At 54.0% G+C, this 18,278-nt stretch carries 16 protein-coding genes; all 16 read left to right on the forward strand.

Translation table 11 applies throughout. From position 1 onward, the window contains the following. The first annotated feature begins 260 nt into the window (after positions 1–260). Positions 261–1,109 (forward strand): sensor histidine kinase, encoded by an 849-nt coding sequence (locus ACO06L_RS03230; protein WP_202348602.1) that lies wholly within the window; start codon positions 261–263, stop codon positions 1,107–1,109. After that, positions 1,106–1,726, forward strand: coding sequence for a response regulator transcription factor (locus ACO06L_RS03235; protein WP_202348601.1), 621 nt, complete (start codon positions 1,106–1,108; stop codon positions 1,724–1,726). Before ACO06L_RS03230 ends, ACO06L_RS03235 begins: the two co-directional genes overlap by 4 nt. Positions 1,727–1,918: 192 nt before the next feature. Next, positions 1,919–2,296, forward strand: a complete 378-nt coding sequence (locus tag ACO06L_RS03240) for a response regulator transcription factor (protein WP_202348600.1) — start codon at positions 1,919–1,921, stop codon at positions 2,294–2,296. A gap of 250 nt (positions 2,297–2,546) precedes the next feature. Next, on the forward strand, positions 2,547–3,404 hold the full coding sequence (locus ACO06L_RS03245; RefSeq protein ID WP_202348599.1) for a hypothetical protein: 858 nt from the start codon (positions 2,547–2,549) through the stop codon (positions 3,402–3,404). A gap of 84 nt (positions 3,405–3,488) precedes the next feature. After that, positions 3,489–5,114, forward strand: a complete 1,626-nt coding sequence (locus tag ACO06L_RS03250; protein ID WP_202348598.1) for an amidohydrolase family protein — start codon at positions 3,489–3,491, stop codon at positions 5,112–5,114. Between the two features lie 51 nt (positions 5,115–5,165). Continuing rightward, on the forward strand, positions 5,166–6,509 hold the full coding sequence (locus ACO06L_RS03255; protein WP_202348628.1) for a metal-dependent hydrolase family protein: 1,344 nt from the start codon (positions 5,166–5,168) through the stop codon (positions 6,507–6,509). A 53-nt stretch (positions 6,510–6,562) separates the two neighbouring features. Continuing rightward, on the forward strand, positions 6,563–7,906 hold the full coding sequence (locus ACO06L_RS03260; protein ID WP_202348597.1) for a metal-dependent hydrolase family protein: 1,344 nt from the start codon (positions 6,563–6,565) through the stop codon (positions 7,904–7,906). A gap of 43 nt (positions 7,907–7,949) precedes the next feature. Continuing rightward, positions 7,950–9,272 (forward strand): metal-dependent hydrolase family protein, encoded by a 1,323-nt coding sequence (locus ACO06L_RS03265; protein WP_202348596.1) that lies wholly within the window; start codon positions 7,950–7,952, stop codon positions 9,270–9,272. 60 nt (positions 9,273–9,332) lie between these two features. Next, entirely contained in the window at positions 9,333–10,826 is a 1,494-nt protein-coding gene (locus ACO06L_RS03270; protein WP_202374537.1) for a serine hydrolase domain-containing protein, read from the forward strand. Positions 10,827–10,903: 77 nt separating this feature from the next. Then, on the forward strand, positions 10,904–11,902 hold the full coding sequence (gene bla / locus ACO06L_RS03275) for a class A beta-lactamase (RefSeq protein ID WP_202348594.1): 999 nt from the start codon (positions 10,904–10,906) through the stop codon (positions 11,900–11,902). A 70-nt stretch (positions 11,903–11,972) separates the two neighbouring features. After that, positions 11,973–13,601, forward strand: a complete 1,629-nt coding sequence (locus ACO06L_RS03280; RefSeq protein ID WP_227716161.1) for an amidohydrolase family protein — start codon at positions 11,973–11,975, stop codon at positions 13,599–13,601. A 31-nt stretch (positions 13,602–13,632) separates the two neighbouring features. After that, positions 13,633–14,373 (forward strand): DUF3299 domain-containing protein, encoded by a 741-nt coding sequence (locus ACO06L_RS03285; protein ID WP_202348592.1) that lies wholly within the window; start codon positions 13,633–13,635, stop codon positions 14,371–14,373. Further along, entirely contained in the window at positions 14,360–15,073 is a 714-nt protein-coding gene (locus tag ACO06L_RS03290) for a DUF3299 domain-containing protein (protein ID WP_202348591.1), read from the forward strand. Before ACO06L_RS03285 ends, ACO06L_RS03290 begins: the two co-directional genes overlap by 14 nt. Positions 15,074–15,187: 114 nt before the next feature. Continuing rightward, on the forward strand, positions 15,188–15,871 hold the full coding sequence (locus tag ACO06L_RS03295; protein WP_227716165.1) for an ABC transporter ATP-binding protein: 684 nt from the start codon (positions 15,188–15,190) through the stop codon (positions 15,869–15,871). Continuing rightward, positions 15,865–17,148 carry an ABC transporter permease gene (locus ACO06L_RS03300; RefSeq protein WP_202348590.1) on the forward strand — a complete coding sequence of 428 codons (1,284 nt, stop codon included), beginning with the start codon at positions 15,865–15,867 and terminating at the stop codon, positions 17,146–17,148. The genes ACO06L_RS03295 and ACO06L_RS03300 overlap by 7 nt, the downstream gene beginning before the upstream one ends. 162 nt (positions 17,149–17,310) lie before the next feature. Beyond that, positions 17,311–18,234, forward strand: coding sequence for a hypothetical protein (locus tag ACO06L_RS03305; RefSeq protein ID WP_202348589.1), 924 nt, complete (start codon positions 17,311–17,313; stop codon positions 18,232–18,234). Positions 18,235–18,278: the final 44 nt, after the last annotated feature.

Consider the following 18,278-nt stretch of genomic DNA (forward strand, 5'->3'; position numbering starts at 1 on the left):
ATGGCAATCAGGTCATCGGCCGCACTCAACCTTGACCCACCAGAAACCGTTGGAGTTTGGTGCTGGTTAGCAGAATATGATTCAGGTCAAAACTGGGTGAAAACAGGTTGCCATTAACAACTATAATGATCATATTTTGGTCAAATGGAGTGGTCCAATTAGCATCAGTGCCAAGTATCAATGATGCTGAGGAGGCGATGCCAACGTGATGTAATCCCATCTGATTGGTATCTTTTGCTGCGGGCACCAGGATGGTAGACATGGTGAAATTGGAAGAAGACGAACGACAAGCAGCGTCGGCCCGTAACCAAGACACAATGCGAGGCTTGCCCCTTGATATCGAGGATGCGACAGGTCCGCACCATGCCCAACTGATGCACACACACCGACTGGCGGTCGTTGGAAAGCTTTCTGCCTCAATAGCGCACGAAATAAATCAACCGCTTGGCGCGATAATGAGCAACGCGGATGCCGCCAAACTCCTGCTGGCCCAATCCGACCCGAATCTTGACGAAGTTCGCCTGATCCTGGAGGACGTCAGCACGGATTGCGTGCGGGCAAGCGAAGTCGTTCGTCAGGTCAGAGCCCTTGCAAAGAAACGCCAACCCGAGTTACCGGAGGTCGACCTGCAGGATCTGCTTAGAGGCATCTTGCACCTGGCGTCCCCGATCGCGGCGCGCCGGGGGGCGACGATCCTGACTGATTTTGGATCTCAGGAACTTCGGGTATACGGGGATGAAGTTCTGCTCCGGCAGGCAATTTTAAACTTGTTGTTGAATGCGATGGACGAACTCGACGGTGTTCCCCAGGAGGCAGCAATCATTGAACTGGGAACCAACTTGTCGCGGGCTGGAGATGTCGAAATCACTGTGCGGGATCACGGCAACGGCTTGCCAGAACCGCAATTGCCCCAGTTGTTCGAAGCGTTCTTTACTACCAAGTCCCAGGGGCTGGGCCTCGGCCTCACTATCGTGCGATCAATTGTCGAATACCATAATGGCAGCGTTACCGCAGAAAACCATCCTGCAGGGGGGGCTTTGTTTCGAATGAGCATTCCGACGGTATTTCCTGGAGGAACCAGCAAACCTTCAGAGGACGAAATGATATGAGCAAGGATGCTCCAGCCATTGTGCATATTATTGATGACGATGAATCGCTTCGGACGGCTCTTGGGCGGCTTTTAGGCGCAGCCGGACTGAGAACACGCACTTATTCCGGAGCCGGGGATTTCCTTCTGAATTGGCATGACGACGGCGCAGGTTGCATTTTGCTGGATGTGGAGATGCCCGGGGGCCCTAGTGGCCCTGAACTGCATCAAGCTCTAAATCGGCGTGCCGATGCCCTGCCGGTGGTGTTCCTTACGGGGCACGGCGATATTGGTATGGGTGTGCATGCGATGAAGTTTGGCGCCGTGGATTTTCTGACCAAACCCGTCGAACGTGACGCTCTGTTCGGAGCTGTCGAAGAAGCCATCGCACGGGATCGCGCTCGACGTGACGCGCAAGCCAGAGACCGTGATTTGCAGGCGGACTACGACTCTCTCTCACCACGCGAACGCGAAGTGTTCAAGCAAATCATAGCTGGACGCCTCAATAAGCAGATCGCCTACGATCTGGGCACGAGCGAGCGCACGATCAAGGCGCATCGCGCCCACGTGATGGAAAAGTTCCATGTCCATCGGTTCTTAGACCTCATCAAAATCGCGAACAGACTCCACCTGGAATAGATTTTCGAACCCCGCTTGCTGCCTCTCCTCCCGGATCAGATGAAACGAGAAGACTCATAATTTTTTCCAACCCCTGTTTTGCACCGAAGGGCAGGGCAGGCGCCCCCGAAGCCAATAGCGCAAACGCTTGATCCAAAGGATGCTTTATTCCAAGCGGGCGAGTTACCCGCACTTCAACTCTGGGCAGACCTCATGTCAGATCACCGATTGGGCATAATTTTGGTCGAGGACGATGCAAGCCTGCGCCGAGCGATACAACGCATGCTAGAAGCGGCGGGATATCGCATTACGCCCCATGCATCCGCCGAAGCGCTACTGGAGGCTGGCATTGACCGTGTAAAGCAAAGCGCTTGCCTGGTATTCGATATAGGTTTGCCCGGGATGTCCGGCCTTGATCTGTGCCGCACCCTAATGGCGATAAGTCCCTGCCCACCCTGCATCCTCATCACCGGTATTGATACACCCGAGTTGCATAGCCTGGCCGAGGGCGCCGGCGCTCATAGCTGCCTTCTCAAACCCTTCAGCGGAACTGCGTTGCTCGACGCCGTAAAGCAAGCCATTCCTTTATAAACCACATCTTTAGAAGCACTACCCCTTGGCCCTTTTTAATTGCCCCCAGGGACAATTCCAAGCATTGGCCCTCCGTGGTGAGATCAAATTATAAAACAGCTGACCGCAGGCAGCGGTAATAACAAGGCCCAACGGACGGAGCCTTCGAATGACGGCGGATACAAGAGTTCTCACAGAACGGCTCCTGCATTTTCGGTTACACAGGTCGTATCCGGGAATATCTCTATTAATAAAGACTTAGGAACAAAACATGAAAGGGAAATCCGATTTTAGTCATCTGATCACAATCTGTGTCCTCTCTACGATTAGCGTTACCGCTCTTGCTCAAGAAGAACAGGCGGTGTCAGCCGACGAGGTTGCCAGGCAGTTGTCAGATCCGAACTCTGTGCTTGGGTCAATGAACTTCAATCTCGACTACTTTACTTATAAAGGCGACCTGCCGGGGGCATCTGATCAGAGCGCAACTCGCTTGACCTTTCAACCCGTCCTTCCCTATCCGATCAACGACACTACCAACTTTTACCTGCGGCCCGCTGTGCCGGTTGTTATTTCTCAAGACGTTCCGACAGCAGGCGGATTCGATAATAAAGGTGTCGACCTTGGGGATATTGGATTTGATGCCGCGGTGGGCAAAAGTCTTCCAGGTGGCTATGTGGTGGTCGGTGGCATTGTGGGGGCTTTGCCCACGGCAACAGACGACGCACTGGGTCTTGACCAGTGGTTGCTGGGCCCCGAGGTCGCTGTTGGAAAGGTTGCCAAATGGGGTGTGGTCGGTTTGCTCGTCTCGCATCAGTGGGACGTTGCTGGCGAGGACAGTTTTTCAACAAGTATCACCGGTGGACAGTATTTTTACACGTTTAACCTCAGTGATGGCTGGCAGATTAGCTCGTCTCCGACCTTCTCCTACAACCACGAGGCGCAAAGCGGACAGGAGTGGACGTTTCCGCTTGGTTTCGGTGTGTCCAAGACCACAATCCTTGATGGCAATCCCTGGAAGTTCGGTCTCCAATATTGGGACTACATCGAGCAACCCGATCCATTCGGTCCCGATTGGCAGATTCGTTTTAGTGTGACCCGGGTTGTGTCATTACCGTGGGGTAACAATTAGCAGATGCCAGGGCCTGGCAGCAAAGCCTTGCCGCCGATGAAATCTTCCAAGGCGTGAATTTTACTTTTGGGCAGGACAACGAGAATGAAACGGCTAACAGCGCTTTTAAGTGTACTAATACTAACCCAGGTGATTGTCATACCGGCAATGGCTGCCGATTACGATGTCGTGATCAACAACGGCAGGGTGATGGACCCTGAGACCAACTTCGATGGCGTACGTAATGTTGGCGTCAAAGACGGCAAAATTGTTGTTATCACTAAAAAGGCAATCAGCGGTAAAGAAACCATTGACGCCAGCGGCCACGTCGTCGCACCGGGTTTTATTGAGGGGCACCAGCACGCAACCGATCCATTTAGCCGCAAGGTCAATTTACGTGATGGCTTGACCACTCAGATGGATTTTGAAGCAGGCGCCGGTGATATTGCCAAATGGTATGCGGATCACGCGGGAAAAACCCAGGCCAACTACGGCATGGTCGTGCTCGCAACGCTTGCCCGTGTATCGGTGTTAGACGGTCCTGAGATAGCGGCTAGTGGAAATGAAATGGGCACGCTATTCACGACAGTGGTGCCTGGTGCCGCCAAAAAGGCCCAGGCAGAAGGCCGCAAGCCGGGCTGGTCATCAACCTTACCCAACAAAGAAGAAATGACCAAAATCATGAGCTATGTCGACGAAGGCCTTCGGCAGGGCGCCTTGGGTGTGGGTATTCCTGTCGGTTATATGACCACAGGTGTCACCTCGTACGAATTGTATAAATATCAGGAGTTGGCGGCAAAATACGGTCGTATTTCAAATGGACATGTACGCTTCGCAGGTATTCGTCCACCCACTGAGGGGGCATTAGGCATACAGGAGATGCTGGCCAATGCCATGGTTTTGGATGCGCCTTTTATGGCAGTACACCTGAACTCCGTCATGGACTGGGAATACACCATTCCTTTGATTAACGCCGCAAGAGAAGAAAGAGGCGCCAAGGTATGGGGTGAGGTGTACCCCTATGCAGCCGGTTCTACCATTGCTTCTACCGATATTCTCTCGGAATCGAGTATGGCTCAAATGGGGATCACCTATTCGGACGTTTCGAACCTTGATGGCACCCGTTGGGACAAGGCGATGTATGAGGATGTGCGCAAGAATGATCCCGGCAGGGCGATTGTGATTTACAACAATCCCGAGGAAGACATCGGCAAATGGATGGCGGCGCCAGGAGTCGTTGTTGTCTCTGACGGGATGGCTATCCAGGATGAAAAGGGCCAATACTACCCTTGGGATTCACCCTATGAGGGTAAGTCAGTCCATCCACGCAGCGCAGGCACCCGGGCCAAGGTGCTTCGCATGGTTCGCGAAGAAAAACTCATGCCTTTAATGGAAGCCATTTCCAAGATGAGCTACCTGCACGCCAAATATTTTGACGAGTTGGGCGGTATTCCTCACTTTAAAACCAAAGGACGTATTCAGGAAGGTATGGATGCAGACATTGTAGTTTTCAATCCAGATACCGTTAGAGACAACTCTACCTATGAGCCTGGAATGGGCGCAATACCTTCCACCGGGATGCCCTATGTATTGGTTAATGGGGTAGTGGTAGTAAAAGATTCTGTGGTGCAAAAGGTTTTTCCAGGTAAACCAATTCGTTTCCCTGTATTGGCTGAAGGACGCTTAGACCAGATTAACATTGAGCCCAGAGTTTTTGACCCGAACCAGTGAGTATCCTAAGGATTTAGCCCGACTTTGTCGTCGTCAATCGAGACTAAAAAAATGAAAAGTTCCAGATTCAAGAGCCTAACCGCAGCGCTTGCGCTTGCCGCGAGTGTCCCCCTGCCGGCCGCTGCCCAGGACGCTTCTGGGCCGATCCTGTTCACGAACGTCAACGTCTTTGACGGCGTTAACGAAGCCCTGATTGTAAATGCCAACGTCGTCGTGACGGGTAACAAGATCACCTCGGTCTCCACAGAGCCTGTTGCTGTGGCTGGCGGTCACGTCATCAACGGTGAAGGGCGCACCCTGATGCCTGGCCTCACAGATTGTCATTGGCACAACATGGCGGCCTATATGGGTGCGGACGTGTTTGAGGCGGGTTTGGGCAAGTTGAATCTGGTGGCGGCCCATGGGGCGGAAAAGACGCTTTTGCGAGGGTTCACCTCGGTTAGAGACCCGGGCGGCCCTGTATTCGATTTAAAGGCGGCGATCGACGAGGGTCTGTTTGTTGGCCCTCGGATCTACGCTGCGGGTGCAATGATCTCCCAAACATCTGGACATGCCGATTTCCGTAGCCCGATTGATATACCTCGAAGCTATTCACGGGATCTTACCCCTCAGGAAGGGATGGCTTCGATCGCCATCGCAGACGGCAAGGCGCAAGTCATGCAGCGCGTGCGTGAGAGCCTGATGCATGGGGCGGCCTTTATTAAGCTCATGGGCGGTGGAGGGGTCGCCTCACCCTCGGATCCACTCGACGTATCGCAATACACCATCGAGGAAATCGCTGCAGCGGTTGAAGTCGCGGAGAACTGGGGCACCTATGTGACCGTTCACGCCTATACCGCGAAGGCTATCCAGAATGCGATTCGCGGCGGTGTCCGGAATGTCGAGCACGGCCAGATGATTGACGAGGAAACAGCAAAACTTATGCAGGAGATGAATACTTCGATCTGCCTGCAGCCCTTCTATGACGATGAGGATGCTGTTCCATTCCCTCCAGATTCATTTGCTTATAAAAAGTACCACGAGATGATCTCAGGAACCGATACTGCCTACGCGTTAGCGCAGAAATACGACCTGCTCTCCGGATTCGGTACTGACACTCAGGGCAATCCCGCGGGCGCCGAGCGTCAGGGGGCGCAGTTGGCCAAGCTCGCCCGCTATTACGAGCCCTGGGAAGTGCTGAAGATTGCGACCAGCCAGAACTACGAGATCTTCAAGCGTTCCGGGCCGCGCGATCCCTACCCCGGTGACAACGGTGTGGTTCGGGAAGGTGCGTATGCCGACCTGCTCCTGGTCGACGGCAATCCGCTCGAGAACATCGACTTGATCGCCGACCCGGAAAAGAACTTCGTCATCATCATGAAGGATGGGGAAATCTACAAGAACACTGTTAACTAAGCTGGTCGAGAACCTTACAAAAGGCTCTCGATACGAGCGTAAGGTGTTAAGAAATGAAATGCAAAAATCTCTTAATCGCTTTACTGGTTGTCATTGCCTGTATGCCAGGTTTCGCACAAGCAGTAGAGTCGCCCGAGCCGAAACTGACGCTCATCAGCAACGTCAATATCTTCGACGGCAGCGACAAGCTCGTCGCCGATATGAGCGTGCTCGTCGAGGGCAACAAGATCGCGAAAATCGCCAAGTCGATCGAAGCGCCTGCCGTGGCGACGATGATCGACGCGAAAGGCCGCACGATGACTCCGGGGCTGATCGACTCTCACGTCCACCTTGCCTGGGTCATCTCGAGCCCCTATGCCATGTTCGATGCTCCAGTTGATTACCAGGCCGCTCTCGCGCTCGTGGAGGCAAAAGCCATGCTGATGCGCGGGTACACGAGTATCCGTGATACTGCCGGGCAGGTTTTCGGTACGAAACGAGCCATTGACGAGGGGCTCTTCCCGGGGCCGCGCATCTGGGGCTCCGGCGCCGCGATCAGCATGACCTCTGGGCATGGGGACTTCAGGACGCTCAATACCGAGCCTCGCCAGATGGGCGGTTCGAATTTCACTGAGGTCGAACGCGTCCAGTTGGTCATCTTCGCGGACGGCGTCCCGGAGGTGCTGACCGCCGCGCGGATGCAGATGCGCAAGGGTGCTAATTTCGTGAAGATGTTTACCGGCGGCGCCGTCAGCGGACTGCGTGATCCATTGGATATCACCGAGTATTCATTCGACGAGATCAAGGCGGCGGCGGACGAAGCCAAACGCTGGAATACCTATCTGTCGGTGCACTCCTATACGGACGCCTCCGTCAAGCTGGCGCTCGAGGCCGGCGCCATGTCGATCGAGCACGGCAATCTTCTGACGGACTCAACGATGAAACTGCTGGCCAAGAAAGGTGCCTTCCTCAGCACCCAGACCGGACTTTTCCTCGGCGAAGCACCAGCCGACTGGAACCCGGAGCAGAAGGCCAAGCAGAAAGCCACAAAAGATGGCTTGGACACCATGTTTGCCGCGGCGAAAAAGTACAAGGTGAAGATCGCCCTGGGAAGCGATCTGATGGGTCCACCTGCTGCCAAGGCGGAACAGGCCAAGGAGCTCTCATTCCGTCTCCGCTGGTTCACCCCCGTGGAGATCCTCAACCAGGCCACGACGAACAACGCGGAATTGTTGGCCATGTCCGGACCGCGCAATCCCTACCCGGGCAAACTCGGAGTGATCGAAGAAGGTGCCTACGCGGATCTCCTGCTGGTCGACGGCAATCCGCTCGAGAACCTCCACCTCTTCGATGAGCCTGAAAAGAACCTCGCCCTGATCATGAAGGACGGCAAAATCTACAAGAACATCTTCCGATAGGTCATCAAAGCCCAGTCAAATCTCAGATGATTAGGAGATAAAAGTGAAAATTTTGACAGCAGTCGTTGCCATCATTGGATTCTGTTCTGTCGCGATTGCGCAGGACGATCCTGCGCGTACGCTTTTTACGAATGTGCACGTCTTTGATGGCGTGAGTCCTGAGCGGATCGAAAACGCCAATGTGCTCGTCGAAGGCAACCTGATCAAAAGCGTCTCGACCGACCCGATTAAGGCCGAGGGTGCGACGGTGATTGACGGGGGTGGGCGCACCATGACGCCGGGGTTCATCGACGCCCACGTGCACATCATGCTTCAGGTCAATTACGCAGAACTCAATGCGCTGGACGAAAGTTACTACGCCCTGAAGGCGGCTGACGAAGCTGAAAAGATGTTGATGCGCGGATTTACGACTGCGCGTGATGCGGCGGGTAACCTGTTCTCCCTCAGGCGCGCCATCGATGAAGGTATGGTAACGGGCCCGAGGATCTACGTGTCCGGTGCAGGCATCGGGCAGTCCGGCGGGCATGGTGATTACCGACTGCCGAACGATCCGCCAAAGCTGTTGGAAACCCAGTCTTTCTGGGCTGAGCGCCAAGGAATGTCCGCACTAGTGGATGGCCCCGATGAAGCGATCTCCGCCGCTCGTGAGCAATTCCGCCGCGGGGCGTCGCAGCTCAAGATATTCACCGGTGGTGGCGTCGCGTCACCGAATGATCCGCTCGATGTGGTTCAGATGACGCCCGAAGAAGTCAGAGCGGTGGTGCAGGCTGCTGAGAACTGGAATACCTACGTCATGAGCCACGTGTACAACACTCGCGGGATCAGGCTCGCTGTCGAAAACGGCGTAAAATGCATAGAGCACGCCACTTTCATTGATGAAGAGACCCTTGATTTTGTCATCAAGAATGATGTGTGGATGAGCGTTCAGGCGCTCGTCTTCGTAAATACACCGGCAGGTCAGACGCCGGAAGTAAATGCGCGCTTCGCGCAGGCTCTTTCCGAGCTCGACAACATGTTTAAGCTGATCAAGAAGAAAGGCTATAAAAAGGTCGCTTTTGGAACGGACGTCATTGGCGATCCTGCCCTGATGGCTCGCCAGAACGAAGAATTCACGCTGCGCACAAAATGGTTCGAACCGGCAGAAATCCTGCGTCAGGCGACCTCCGGTAATGCCGAATTGCTTTCGATGTCTGGCCCCCGGAGTCCGTACCCCCACCCATTGGGTGTGTTGACCGAAGGCGCCTATGCCGATTTACTTCTGATCGCTGGTAATCCGCTGGATGATATCAGCATTCTTGAGGACTACGACGCCAATATCGACCTGATCATGAAGGACGGCCAAATCTACAAAAACAATATTAAATAGGTAACTGGTTCGTAATGGATTGAACACTGTAAATCTTAAAAATGGCGATTGGGAAACATCATGAAAAATATAGTCAGGTACTCAAATGAGATAAACGCAATGTTTCAAAAGAAAAGCCCCATGAAACGAAACATAGCGCTATTTATCTTTGTAATAGCCTCGTCATTTGTTGCAGTTCAACCGGCAGCTGCCCAGAACAACATGGACACGCGGTTTGAGGAAATCAGGAGCGAAGCTCAGCGACTCATGGACGAGATCAAAGTGCCAGGTATAGCCATTGGGATTATGCACGATGGCAAGGTCCAAATGGCCGGCCTCGGCATTACCAATGTTGACGACCCTCAGGCTGTCACTGAAGACACCGTGTTTTATATCGGCTCCATATCGAAGTCTTTTACGTCCACCGTAGTTCTTAAAATGTCAGAACGCGGAGAGCTCGACCTCGAAACCCCGGTTCGGAAGTATCTCCCGGAGTTTTCGGTCCTGGATAGAGAGGCTTCAGAAAAGGCGAAGGTCATCGACCTTTTCCAGCACCGGACTGGCTGGCAAGGCGACTACTTTGAGGATCCCAGTTCGGGGGAAGATGCCCTGGAGAAGGCCGTGCGGGCTTTTCGATTCCTACCGCAACGCACACCTTATGGCGAGGTCTGGGCCTACAACAATAACAACTTCATCATTGCGGGACGCCTCATTCAAGTCGTAAGCGGCGCAAAATCTTATGAACAACAAGTTAAGAACGAGTTGTTTCTGCCCCTGGGCATGACCCACACCTCCTTCTTCATGGCGGAACTAATGGCAGACCGCTTTGCTGTTGGCCATGCCGGAGTAATCGACGGGACGTCCGAACCTCAGGTCAGCTTTGCGCCTTTTCCGCGCAGCGTCTATCCGGCCGGAGCCATACTCAGTAATGTCAGCGATATGATGAAGTGGCTCCAATTTCAGTTTGATGGTAAGGACAAGGACGGCAGTCAACTGTTGTCTCGAAAGTTGCTGGATATGGCGCACAGTCCCCTGGTCGAAGGCGAGCTGAGTGAATACACCGGCGTTACGTGGTTCGTTGAGGATATCGGCGGTGTGCGAACCGTTTCTCATGCCGGTCGGTCGGCAGGGGCTACCGCCAAGATGCTGTTTGCACCGGATAAGAAATTCGGGATCGTTGTTCTTACGAACAGCGACCGTGGCATTGAGGTGTACGATGCGGTAATCGCACTGGCTCTCAAAAAGTATTTGGATATTGAGAAAATACCCTTGGTTGCAATCCCTGCGGATCGTAGTTCCCTTGAACCTTTCGAAGGTCTTTGGTTAGGGGATAATGAAGACTACAGAATCTATTTTGACAACGACCAGCTCATGGCTGAGCGCTTATTCAAACCATTGGGAGACCTCCAAATCTATGAGAACCCTCCACCCATTTCGATGAGTAGCGCGGGTGAAGACATGGTTATCATGACAGATGGTCCCTATCAAGGAACGGTTGGTGAGTTGCTGCGTGACGAGTCTGGAAAGCCGGCGTTCCTTAGCATGCAGCACCGGATCTTCCGTCTTGAGGAATAGATTTCATGGTTTTACCCAGATGATGGCCACGCTTATGCAAGAAGGATATAAACGGAATGATTCAAAGGAGAAGTCCCATGAAACGAAACATAGCAACATTTCTTATTGTAATAGCTTCGTTATTCTTTGCAGTTCAACCGGCATTTTCGGAGGAACACAATGTTAAAGATGTTCCTCAGAAACTTGAGAAACTTTCGGAGGGGCTGGTTGGCCGCCTTGGTGTGGCTGCACAGGAAATTGGCTCCGGGGTGAGTGTCACCGTAAACGGCGATGAATCGTTTGTTATGGCGAGTACCTATAAAGTGGCAATTGCAGTCGCCTTGCTAGACCGCGTTGATCAGGGCCAGATCAAACTTTCTGATTTAATTGATCTTCCACAAGAAGAGATGGTCGTAGGCACCAATGCGATCGCAGAGACCTACGTTCATCCCGGTGTACAGTTTTCTGTGGCCAACTTGATAGAAGTGATGATAACAGAAAGCGACAACACAGCGACGGACTTCAGTTTAGAGCTAGCGGGAGGTCCAGAAGCAGTAACTAAGAAATTGCGCAGTCTTGGTATTACAGATCAACGAGTTGATCGGTCTACTTCCGAAATCTTAAGAGATTTCTATGGTTTGCCCGACAAGGCCTATTTTCCCGTCGTGACAAAAGCTGTTGCTGATGACCCCTCACTCTTATTAAAGATGACTCAGCCAAACATGGCGTTCGAAAAGGACCCACGCGACCACTCAACGCCCAAAGCCATGTTGCAATTGCTTCTCGCTATCGATGCTGGTACGGCAATGAGCGCAGAGAGCAGCAAGTTTTTGCTGGGAGTTATGTCGCGCACACGTACAGGTGCAGGAAGGCTAAAAGGTCTTCTTCCAAAAGGAGCGCCAGTCGCCCACAAAACAGGAACTATTGGCGGTGTTGCTAATGACGTGGGCTTCATTACTCTACCCGATGGTCGTCGTTTTGCGATTGCGGTATTCACCAATAGTAGTACAACTTCCACAGCTGACCAGGATCGAGCCATTGCAGAAATAAGCCGGTCTTTATACGACCTTTATTATTTAACGCCACAAAGTAAATAGCCTTTGTGTCGTTAAGAATGTGTTTGAAATCTAATTTGGGAAATGTAGAAACAAAAAAAGGGAAATCGCAATGAAACGGAAAAAAATTCTTTTAAGCACATTGGTGTCCTCGCTTGTTATGGCCATGCCGGCATTGGCCGTCGATTACGATCTGGTGATCAACAACGGCCGGGTCATCGACCCTGAAACACTGTTTGACGACATTGCCAATGTCGGCATCAAGGACGGTCGTATTGTCGCGATAAGCCAGAATGCACTAACGGGGACCGAGAGCGTGGATGCCACCGGCCACATCGTCGCGCCGGGCTTCATCGACACGCACTTCCACTTTCAAATGCCGATCGGCTATTCCCTCGGGTTGCGCGATGGGTTGACCAGCAGCATGGATTTCGAGATGGGCTGTGCAGGGTCCTATATGGCGGAATGGTACAAGGCGCGCGAAGGTGTGACCCAGGCCAACTACGGCTGTGCGGTCAGCCACGAGTTTGCCCGCGCGATGGTGATCGACGGGTCAGACGGCGCCGATTACCTGATAAATGGCCCCGTAGCCGCTTTAACAACCCGGGCGAAAACTGGCTGGAGCGCGACGCGCCCGACCCTGGAACAGGGCAACGCGATTCTCGAGGAGATTGATAAGGGGCTGCAGGCTGGCGCACCCGGCATCGGCAGCACCGTAGGCTACATGAGAGAGGGAGTCTCATCACGTGAGATGTTCGAGGTGCAGAAAGTCGGGGCACGCTATGGCCGCCCGACCGGTGCCCATACCCGCTATACGCTCGGCACCGACACGACTGAGAACAACGGCGCGCAGGAACTCATTGCCAACGCCGTGGCGCTTGGCGCCCCGGCGATCGTCCTGCACTTCAACAATGACGGCTGGCGGCTCGCACACCAGATGATTATCGAGCTTCAGGAACAGGGCCACAACATCTGGGGTGAAGTCTATCCCTACGCTGCGGGTTCCACCACGATCAATGCTTCGTTCCTGGCGCCTGAGAGCTGGATCGACGTATTCGGCAGGCGCTATGAAGATACTATGCTGGATCCGGTCACGGGTGAGTACTATACCCTGGAGACCTACAATGCCACCATCGCATCCGAACCGACCAGACCGATCGTCATATTCAAGCAGCCCGTAGAAAACGAGGCTAAGTGGCTGACGCTCAAGGGCGTGACCATGGCCAGTGATGCGGTTGCTGCCACGCCGTACGACGCCCCGTGGGATTACCCGATGGAAAAACTGGGCGGCACCCATCCGCGCACGGCTGGTGCCCGAGGCAAAACGATACGACTTGGTCGGGAAAACAACATCCCGATGATGCAGCTGATGTCGATCATGAGCTACACTGCGGCCAAGCATCTGGGCGATACCGGCCTGACGTTCATGCAAGAGCGCGGCCGCATCCAGACTGGTATGGTTGCCGATATCGTGGTCTTTGACCCCGAAACCTTCACGGACAATTCAACCTACGAACAGGGCGCTATTCCTTCGACGGGCATGAAAGCCGTGATCGTCAACGGTCAGATCGTTGTGCGCGACGATGAGCTGCTTTCTGTCTTCCCCGGTCAGCCGATCCGGTTTGAACCCGAAGCCAAACCCCGCTTCGAACCGATATCGCTAGAAGGGTGGAACAAGACCTTCTCCACCGGTATGCCATCTGGCTTCACGGGTGCCTTTCCCCAGAAAGTCGAAAACTGACGGTGAGAAACCTGAGCAAGGAGGCGGGAACATGCGTTTTTTGACCTCTGTCTTCGTGGCGGCCATTTTGGTCGCCACCCAGGCGTCTGCAGAACCCGAGGAAATCGGGTTTTCAGACCTTGTGGACCCTCTGGCCGTCGTTTTCGACGACCCCTACAGAGACATGGGGTTCCGTTTGCTGAATGAGTTGAAGCTTCTGGTCGAGCTGGATCAGAAGCTCTCGCAAAATGATCTTGCCAAAGAAGAGCGCGCCCGGCTCATAGACCGACGCAAAGCGGCGAAGGACATGCTGGAGATCAACGGTCATGACGTCGATGCGCTTTTAACCCAGCGTTGGGAGGTCGCCAGAAAGCGGCAAACCGCGCGCATGGCTACAAACCCTGTGCTGGACGGCGCCAAAGTTGCGCTATCGGGCTATCTGATCCCCGCGCCGCAGGCCCCCGATGGCAGCTATTTCGGTTATCTGGTCCCTCAGGTGGGTATGTGCAGTCATCTTCCACCCCCTCCACCGAACCAGCTCGTGCGGGTGAGATTGCTGGACGACCCCAAGGGCCAGTCCCTCTATGTGCCGGTTCAGGTCTCAGGCCTGCTCCGAAGCGAAGAAAGCGATGCCACCATATACATCCTCGATGGAGAGGCGCGCATGTTCAGCGGCTGGACCCTATACGCAAACACCGTCGCCGTCGACCGACGGGAAGATTTGGGCGGTAATGGTAATCTGGGTGCGCCCGAGCAAGCCGTCGTTACTAAGGAAGTTAATGGTGACAGGTAAGACTCGAAAAAGAAGCACTTTTGGCAGCTGGCCGGCACTCAATATGCTGGTTTTTTCCATTCTGTTCATCTGGCTCGCCGGCAGTGCCTTGGCTGCCACCACTGAAAAGGCGCAACAGATAACGTGGAGAGATCTTGTCCCGCAAGTTGAGGTATATAACGATCCCTTCCTCGAGCTGACCCCTGAGCAGAAACTCGACCTGGTGGTGGTCTCCAGAACAAGGCAGCTACAGTCGGTCGGCGTGGACAATACACCAGAGCAAACTGAAAGGCTCAATAACGCTTTAAAGCGGCTTGAGAAGGACAATATCGATATTGATGGTTTACTCGCTTTGCGCGGAGAGATTGCCGCCAAGCGAAAGCACGCGATGGAAGCGGTCAACGAAACCCTGAACGAACAGCAGGTACGGCTCGCCGGCTATGTCCTGCCACTCGAGATGGACGGGCTGAAAATAACGGAATTCCTGCTCGTTCCCTACGTCGGTGCCTGCATTCATGAGCCGGTACCACCAGCCAATCAGATCGTACTGGTGAAGTTTGCGCAGGGGATTGAGGTCGATGGCCAATTCACGCCGGTGTGGGTACAGGGAAAAATGAGCACACAGATTGGCACAACGAAACTTTATTTGATTGATGGCCACGCAGATATTCCGCGCAGCTACACGCTGGAGGCCGGCGCTATTGAGCTTTATAGCAAATAGCAGGGAGATAGTTTGATGCCCGAACAGGTCCAGACCGCACCTGAGCAGGATCTTGAAGGTTCGCCCGCAGCACATACTGCGAAGGTCGAAGTTGCATCGTTGTATGAGTCGCAGTTGACGCCTATTCTTGCTGTTCAAAATATGAGTTTTGCCTGGCCAGCTTCTGCGTTCCAGATTGGTATCACAGACTTGAACGTCAAGTCAGGTGAACATTGGTTGCTTCAAGGACCGAGTGGTTCAGGCAAGAGTACCTTGCTGCAGTTGCTGGGCGGGGTGCTGCTACCGCAGCGGGGAGACGTCCGAATTCTCGGTCAGAGCTGGGCGTCGCTCAACGCTGCCCAGCGCGACCTAAGCAGGGCTGATCATGTTGGTTTTATCTTTCAGCAATTCAACCTTGTCCCCTATTTAAGCGTTCTCGACAACGTCTTGCTGCCGTGCCAATTTTCGATAAGGCGGCGCAAGGAGGCTGAGAACGGCGGTACGCTGGTTGATGAAGCGCGGCGCCTGCTCGCTGCCCTCGGGCTCGGTGCCAGGGACGTCCAGTTGCGGCGCGCGGCGCGCTTGAGCGTCGGCCAGCAACAGCGGGTTGCCGCCGCACGGGCGCTGATCGGAAGGCCATCGCTGGTGCTCGCTGATGAACCCACCTCGGCCCTTGATGCCGACAATCGTGACTCTTTTCTGGAAGTGCTTTTCTCGGAGGCGCGCAGCGCCAATACAGCGATCGTACTCGTCAGCCACGATACCAACCTGCGCCCGCATTTCGAGCGTCACCTGACATTGGAGGGAGGCCTATGCTGATGCGGTCTCTGCTAACCCTGGCCTGGAGCAGTCTCGGTTCGCGGCGCTTCGTCGCGTTGCTGACGGTTGCCTGTATCGGTCTGGGTTCTGCCATGCTGATCGTCGTCGAACAAATCCGGACCGAGGCCCGTGAATCCTTCACGCGTAGCGTCTCCGGAGTTGACCTGATTGTGGGGCCCCGCGGCGGCTCGGTTGAGTTATTAATGGGGGTTGTATTTCGTACCGGAACGCCGGGAAAAGGTATGACCTTTGATTCTTACCGCCAGATAGCAGGTCTTCCCGGAGTGACCTGGGCACTACCCCTTAGTTTCGGCGACTCTCACCATGGGTACCCGGTAATGGGTACTGAGCCGGACTATTTCAAATATTTTCGCTATGGACGGTCACAGCCTCTGGCCTTTGCTGCGGGAAATCCTTTCACTGATGTCTTCGATGCTGTGATAGGTGCTGAGGTCGCTGAAAAGCTTGGTTACCAACTGAACCAACAGATTGTTCTTGAGCATGGTCTAAAAGCTTCGATGTATGCGGCGCACGGCCATGAGGACAAACCGTTTCAAATTGTCGGCATACTGCAACGCACCGGCACGGCGATTGATCGTACGGTCCATGTCAGCCTGGCTGGCATCCAAGCGATGCACGCCGACTGGGAGGATGGACGCCCCCCTGAGGCATTTGACAGGCTCAGTGCCGAAGAGGCCCGCCTGGTGGTTGAAGCTCCGGAACGGATCTCGGCGATGCTGGTGGCCCTGGATCAGCGCGCGGCCGCACTGTTTATGCAGGCGCGACTCGGCAACTGGCCAGCTGAGCCCCTCAGCGCTGTCATGCCGGGCCCAGCACTGCTGGAGCTTTGGCAGATTGTTGGTGTGGCTGAGAATGTACTACGGGGCATGTCATGGTGTGTGATCACTGTGGTGCTGGCGGGGATGCTGACCGTACTTTGGAGTGGCCTGGAAGAGCGCCGTCACGAAATGGCCGTGTTGCGCGCTGTCGGTGCGAGGCCTCGGCACATATTTCTGCTGATCGTGGGTGAAGCCTTTCTACTCACCCTTGGCGGCTTGGTGGTGGGGATATTTTTTGCGACGTTAACCTTATCGGCACTCGAAAGCACGCTGGTCCAGCAATATGGATTGAGTCTGTCCACTGCATTCTCCGGGAGAACCTTCTTGCCGCTGTTTACAGGGCTACTCGCGGCCGGCTTGCTGGCTGGACTGCTGCCAGCGATACGCTGCTATCGTCGTTCACTCTCTGACGGGCTCAATCCCAACATGGGAGGCTGATCATTCTTTACGAATACTTCAGCAGCCCGTATTACCGGGGTGCTGGCTGAAACTGACAAGGCCGAGACTTCAGGCAGCGACAATTGACGCGCACGATAATACGCGGGCCATTGTCGGTAGGATCTTGGATCAAAATTTGGCGTTGAGTTTGAGTGGTGCAGAATGACTATAAAAGATCGAAGCAACGCGACTTACTTACTGGCCTTGAGCTATTTCTGCCTCTCCGGGGCGATTGTTTACTTCGGCGTTGAGTTAACGCGCATGACCCGGCAATTGCCGGAATTGATCAGGAGCGTTGACGCCGCTCAGCAAAAGATCCAACCGGTTATAGAGGAGATCCGCCAGACAAGAAACGAAGTACCCACCATTCTGGACGAGGTAGGAAAAGTACGGGAGCAGATCCCATTTATTCTGGAGGAAGTCAGGCAGGTGAGGGCGCTGATCCCGTCTATCTTGGACGAGGTTGCTCGAGTGCGTGAGCAAATTCCCCCGACCCTGAGTGAGGTAAAGCATGTGCGACAAATGGTTCCTCCGATACTCAAAGAAGTGAAGGGACTACAGCAGCAGGTTCCGGCTGTCCTGGAGGAAGTGCGCTCCACGCGAACTGTGGCAAGCAGGGCTATAAATGAGGTAGTTACTACCCGTGAAGCTTTGCCCCCTCTATTGGATCAAGCTGAGAGAATCGTCGATAACATGTACGAGATCGGTCAAAACACCGGCGAAGGGGCCGTAACCGGCATTTTCAGGGGAATTTTGAAGACACCCTTTAACATCGTTGGCAATATTGGGAGGTCCATTTTCTCGCTGGGTTCCAAAGACGTTCAAGGTCTGACCCCAATGGATGAAACATTGATCGTTCAGCGGATCAACGAACTAGCCCTTAAAAACCAGCTCGGTAAAACCCTTGGCTGGGCAAATCCGCGAAGCGGTAGTGAGGGCGCCGTCACTCTCAATAAGAGAACATCCATCAATGATCAGGAATGTCTGGTCCTGGATTTTGTGATCAGGCTGGAACAAAGCGAGAGTACTAGTGAAGATGTAACTCTCTGCCTGAACGCTGATTCTGAGTGGGAAGTGGTCGAATAGCGGAGCAACCATGACAAGCTTTGGAAAAAACTCATCAATATCTC

Origin of the sequence: Marinobacter sp., from assembly GCF_965229985.1 — a bacterium.
GTDB lineage: Bacteria > Pseudomonadota > Gammaproteobacteria > Pseudomonadales > Oleiphilaceae > Marinobacter.

What these genes read in the sequence shown, in the direction of transcription:
- ACO06L_RS03230 (WP_202348602.1), top strand. Translation starts at nt 261, where the DNA reads ATGGTGAAATTGGAAGAAGACGAACGACAAGCAGCGTCGGCCCGTAAC.
- ACO06L_RS03235 (WP_202348601.1), top strand. Translation starts at nt 1,106, where the DNA reads ATGAGCAAGGATGCTCCAGCCATTGTGCATATTATTGATGACGATGAA.
- ACO06L_RS03240 (WP_202348600.1), top strand. Translation starts at nt 1,919, where the DNA reads ATGTCAGATCACCGATTGGGCATAATTTTGGTCGAGGACGATGCAAGC.
- ACO06L_RS03245 (WP_202348599.1), top strand. Translation starts at nt 2,547, where the DNA reads ATGAAAGGGAAATCCGATTTTAGTCATCTGATCACAATCTGTGTCCTC.
- ACO06L_RS03250 (WP_202348598.1), top strand. Translation starts at nt 3,489, where the DNA reads ATGAAACGGCTAACAGCGCTTTTAAGTGTACTAATACTAACCCAGGTG.
- ACO06L_RS03255 (WP_202348628.1), top strand. Translation starts at nt 5,166, where the DNA reads ATGAAAAGTTCCAGATTCAAGAGCCTAACCGCAGCGCTTGCGCTTGCC.
- ACO06L_RS03260 (WP_202348597.1), top strand. Translation starts at nt 6,563, where the DNA reads ATGAAATGCAAAAATCTCTTAATCGCTTTACTGGTTGTCATTGCCTGT.
- ACO06L_RS03270 (WP_202374537.1), top strand. Translation starts at nt 9,333, where the DNA reads ATGAAAAATATAGTCAGGTACTCAAATGAGATAAACGCAATGTTTCAA.
- bla (WP_202348594.1), top strand. Translation starts at nt 10,904, where the DNA reads ATGAAACGAAACATAGCAACATTTCTTATTGTAATAGCTTCGTTATTC.
- ACO06L_RS03280 (WP_227716161.1), top strand. Translation starts at nt 11,973, where the DNA reads ATGAAACGGAAAAAAATTCTTTTAAGCACATTGGTGTCCTCGCTTGTT.
- ACO06L_RS03285 (WP_202348592.1), top strand. Translation starts at nt 13,633, where the DNA reads ATGCGTTTTTTGACCTCTGTCTTCGTGGCGGCCATTTTGGTCGCCACC.
- ACO06L_RS03290 (WP_202348591.1), top strand. Translation starts at nt 14,360, where the DNA reads ATGGTGACAGGTAAGACTCGAAAAAGAAGCACTTTTGGCAGCTGGCCG.
- ACO06L_RS03300 (WP_202348590.1), top strand. Translation starts at nt 15,865, where the DNA reads ATGCTGATGCGGTCTCTGCTAACCCTGGCCTGGAGCAGTCTCGGTTCG.
- ACO06L_RS03305 (WP_202348589.1), top strand. Translation starts at nt 17,311, where the DNA reads ATGACTATAAAAGATCGAAGCAACGCGACTTACTTACTGGCCTTGAGC.